Below are 4,149 nucleotides of genomic sequence, written 5' to 3'. Positions count from 1 at the left end.
TTACGCAAAAAGGCGGGCGCTCACTTCCTCTTTTCTTATCCCGAACTCAGGTTACTTGTAACTTCGCTTTCTATTCAGCTGTCAGGCATCCTCTGCCGATTGCTTCATGCTTCTGGTGTTCGCAAAGAGACAAATAAAATTCCGCAGGGGGTGCTTGGGTATCACCCAACCGATAACCCGGCAAAAAATGACGGCCTGACATGATTCTTGTCGGAATATTTTACACTTCCTCTTCTTTGTTCATTCATCTTTGAAATTCCACATCATTCTTCTCGTTCTTGTGAAAAAGAACAGAAAAAATTCGTTGAAAATCCCGTAAAAAATTCAAAAAAAGTTTGCAGAGCACCAAAAGTGTGTCGACAATTTTTACATGACATGACATGACATTGCTATAATTTCGCCATTTATTGTTGTTATTCAATATCTTATTTTGTATGGCATGAAAATTGCTTTTGAGATATTGGCGCTCGACTGATGAAACCAGCCCAAGTACCAATAAACCCTGATTATGTTTCATTTCGAGATGGCTAATGCGCTCTAATAAATACAATATTAAAGGAATTGGAATGACAAAAAAGCAGATTTACAAAAAAATAAACTTTTTAAAATTAACTTGTATATCAATTTTGGCAGGGATTACACCAATAGTTTCTGCAGCTCCAATTGAAGTAGCGTTTAATAAACTTGATCCTTCAACGATTATTGGAGCTAATACACTTTCTCAGATCTCTAATGGCGTTACTCTGACGATGAGGGGTTATCAAGTCGAAATTGATGAAATGGGGAATGAGACAGTATTTGGCCCTGCTCCAACTTCATTGCCCAACGGGCAAAGAGTATTTAATTATGATCCACGTAACATTGGTGAGCCAGGTATTGGTTTCGTTGCGTTAGCTGACACGAATTTTAATATTACTGAAACCGATTTACCTGGGGGTGGGCTTATCATTCCTGGTTTCGATACTGCATCTTATTCAAACGTTCTGACTATTGAATGGATGGAAGTACGATTTTCATCACCCGTCGATATCTCGTTCGTGGATGTCGATGATGCTTCTAATTATGACAGATCGATTTGGGTTGCTGGAATATCAGGAGATTTTGACTATTCTTTAGGTTTAAGTGGAGCAATTAATGGGGTAAGTGTAATAAATTCCCCAGACACTAGTGCTAGTGACGGTGCTTTTCGTCATGAATTTTCCCCAATAACAGGATTACTACATTGCTAATTGGATCTGCTCCTACATTTAATTTGGGAGCCATTGAGGGGATAAATAGAAATTCACAGTTTTTTATAACAGGAGTTGGTTTTGAAATTAATGATACACAAGGTGGGCCGGTAACTTCCATTCCTGAGCCCGCCAGCATCCTGCTGATTGGGCTGGGCGGTATGGTGCTGCTGTTCTTCCGTCGCCGTCAATCTTGATTGAGCAGGTCGGGCTGGTTTGTCCGGTCTGAAACTGTACGGGGTGAAGCAAGTCGTTCTGGATTGCTTCATCCTTCCTTCCAGGGTTTGCGATGACGATCGGAGCCAAATGAGGTTTCGCGGAACCGGGTATGTTCAATCTGTATACGTGAGACTTTTCAGGTGGGGGATAAAGGTTCAGTGGATTCATTCGTTCCGATTTGCCAAAGTATATTAAGCCAGACCGGATTAATACTCTTATTGGATTTGGGGAGTTCACAATGCAGTTTGTCAATATGCTGGAGGCAAAATCTTCCTTGTCCCGTCTGGTAGAAGCTATCGAACAGGGGCGAGAGCGTGAAATTATCATCGTTCGTAATGGTCGTTCAGTTGCCCGCCTGGTTGCAATTAAAGAAACATTTTTCAGCCAGCGTATCGGTATCGCCAAAGGCAAGTTTGAGGTACCAGATAATATTGATGTGTGTAATGAAGAAATTGCACAGCTATTTACGGGGGAAGTGGCGCCTTGAGCCTGCTGCCGGATACGCATTTAGCGGGCTGCAATCATTCTGGATTGTTTCATAGCCTGTGGCATTCGCAAAGACGGTAAAGGTGATGGGTTTGATCACTTCTTAAGGTGATCTGGGAAGCAGATGGCAGTCAGCCGGTTAACTGCCGGTAGAGTGCCGGGACGATTTCGATGAGCCGTTCCGGCCGGTTGATGATGGCATAGCCGCTACGGCCGAACAGATACGGAAAATAGTCCTTCGCTTCACGATCGATCGTGATACCAAACAGTTTCAATCCCAGCCGTCGGGCTTCCATCACAGCCTGACGGGTATCTTCGATACCGTAACGTCCTTCGTAGTGATCCAGATCATTCGGTTTGCCATCGCTCAGCAGCAGGAGCAGACGATGGCGTTCCGGCCGCTGCGCAAGCAACTGGCTGGTATGGCGTAATGCTGCTCCTATCCGGGTATAGTACCCCGGCCGTAAAGCGGCAATTCGTCGCAGTGTGCGGCTGCTGAAAGGGGAATCGAAATCCTTGATGGTGGTCAGCTTTACAAAATGGCGCTTGCGGGAAGTAAAGGCATGAATCGAGAAAGTATCCCGGCACGCGGCAATTCCTGTCGCCAGGGCGACCAGTGTTTCTTTCTCGATATCCAGTATGCGCCGGTTGTTGATCCAGCTGTCGGTAGACAGAGAGACATCCACCAGAATCATCACCGCCAGATTCCGTGTCTGCTGCCGTACAGCGAGATACAGCCGATCGGAACCTTTGCCGCTGGCAGTCTGATCAGCACGGGCACGTACCAGTGCATCCAGATCCAGTTCTGCGCCATCGAGTTGCCGGGGCAGAATTTCCTTGTCAGGGCGGAGTGCCTCGAATTGTCGTCTAACCCGGCGAAATTGCCGCCGGGCGCTGTCATCGGGCTCCCATTGCTCTCCGGTTTCACTGGCAGTCTGGCACCATATCTGGCAATGGGCGGCATGATATTGCTTGCGTCGATAATCCCATTCCCGATAAGTCAGCTGCGCGAGCAGACTAGCCGGGTCGGTATCTTCCGGTGATAGATCGAGATCGAATTTCAATACGGTGGAAGCGCTGCGCGGATGAGAGGTGATCGCCAGTTCCTCCATCGATTCGGCCACATTCCTGGCATCCGCCTCGTCCTCATCTTCTACTGCCCGGTTGACGTTTACCATTTCCGACCAGGTGATCAGTTTCTCGAAACGATTCAGCAGCAGGGGATCATCGCGTTCGCTCTGATCGAATCTCCCGCGTCTGGCTTTTCTGCGGCGTTTGTCTTCCTCCTGGCGGGCAGATCGATCTGTGTGGTCTGCATTGGTATCTGCGGGCATTGTTTGACGAGCGCCTTGCTGCGATGAATTCGGCTGAACCATCCCCCATAACGGTACAGGCAGGAAGGGGTGGTATCCTTTATCCGCCGGCAGATCACTGAAATCGGGTTCGGGTTGCCGAATACGGGCAAGTAAATCCATTTCTGCCGGGTTGGTGCCGGGTTGCCCAAGCAGTGCGAGAACGGCTGTTTCCACTGCCTGTTCCTGTGGCGGCAGGGAACGATGCGGGCGCGATTGCAGCACATGGGCACACAGTGTACGGTAGGTTTTTTCCAGTCCCGGATAGCGTTCACAAACGTGGAAGCTGATCCGGTCAGCGTAATGCAGGAAAACCAGATCTGCCTGCAGCGGATCATCCGGGAATGAAGCTGGCATGAATTCTGGTGCTGATGCAAAAAAAGCGGCCAGCCAGAAGTAGCATTGCCGGTTCAACGATGTTTCCGGAAAGAGGCTGATCGAGGCCGGCAGCATCAGCCGTTCCCGATCGAGCATTGCCAGCGGCAGTTTCTCCACATCCTCGCCCAGGCGTTGTTTCAGATTTCTGCGGTGGGGCGTCGTCTGCGGCATTCCGGCAACCAGTGGCAGGCCATGATGACCTCCCATGCCATGAAAGAACGTGTATAACGCTGTATGAACGGATTCGAGTGAAACAGCCGCTGACGGATATTCCAGGTAACTGTTCGCAGCCTGCCCGACCAGCCGGTGCCAGAAACGGCCGATTTGCTCTTCCAGTTCCAGCCATTGCCACATAGGTTTAGCCGAAAGTAGCACGGATCAGTTCGAGCAATCCCTGTTGTACTTCCGTTTCGTCACTCAGCGGCTCGATCAGTGCAGCCTGGGCCGCCTGATAGGGATCCAGCCCGGCAGCCATCAGTGTTGCG

6 protein-coding genes are annotated in these 4,149 nt (G+C 49.1%); 4 read left to right on the top strand and 2 right to left on the bottom strand.

Annotated elements, in window-relative coordinates; all coding sequences use genetic code 11:
- From ABUL11_RS09490 to ABUL11_RS09475, 4 genes are all read left to right on the top strand, one after another.
- Positions 1-204: hypothetical protein (locus ABUL11_RS09490; RefSeq protein WP_350283611.1), on the top strand; the 204-nt coding region annotated here is incomplete at its 5' end.
- 326 nt (positions 205-530) lie between these two features.
- Positions 531-1,229, top strand: coding sequence for a hypothetical protein (locus ABUL11_RS09485; RefSeq protein WP_350283610.1), 699 nt, complete (start codon positions 531-533; stop codon positions 1,227-1,229).
- Positions 1,223-1,426, top strand: a complete 204-nt coding sequence (locus tag ABUL11_RS09480; protein ID WP_350283609.1) for a PEP-CTERM sorting domain-containing protein — start codon at positions 1,223-1,225, stop codon at positions 1,424-1,426. The genes ABUL11_RS09485 and ABUL11_RS09480 overlap by 7 nt, the downstream gene beginning before the upstream one ends.
- 260 nt (positions 1,427-1,686) lie before the next feature.
- Positions 1,687-1,935 (top strand): type II toxin-antitoxin system Phd/YefM family antitoxin, encoded by a 249-nt coding sequence (locus ABUL11_RS09475; RefSeq protein WP_350283608.1) that lies wholly within the window; start codon positions 1,687-1,689, stop codon positions 1,933-1,935.
- A gap of 130 nt (positions 1,936-2,065) precedes the next feature.
- Here ABUL11_RS09475 and ABUL11_RS09470 read toward each other — a convergent pair whose 3' ends face one another.
- Together ABUL11_RS09470 and ABUL11_RS09465 are read right to left on the bottom strand one after the other, a co-directional pair.
- A complete protein-coding gene (locus ABUL11_RS09470; protein WP_350283607.1) occupies positions 2,066-4,018 on the bottom strand; it encodes a nitric oxide reductase activation protein NorD in 1,953 nt (650 codons plus the stop codon).
- Positions 4,019-4,022: 4 nt separating this feature from the next.
- Positions 4,023-4,139, bottom strand: coding sequence for a CbbQ/NirQ/NorQ domain-containing protein (locus ABUL11_RS09465; RefSeq protein ID WP_350283613.1), 117 nt, complete (start codon positions 4,137-4,139; stop codon positions 4,023-4,025).
- Positions 4,140-4,149: the final 10 nt, after the last annotated feature.

Origin of the sequence: Nitrosomonas sp. (genome assembly GCF_040256045.1) — a bacterium.
GTDB lineage: Bacteria > Pseudomonadota > Gammaproteobacteria > Burkholderiales > Nitrosomonadaceae > Nitrosomonas.
The sequence above is the reverse complement of the archived record's forward strand: the minus strand, read 5'-3'. Positions and strand labels throughout refer to the sequence as shown.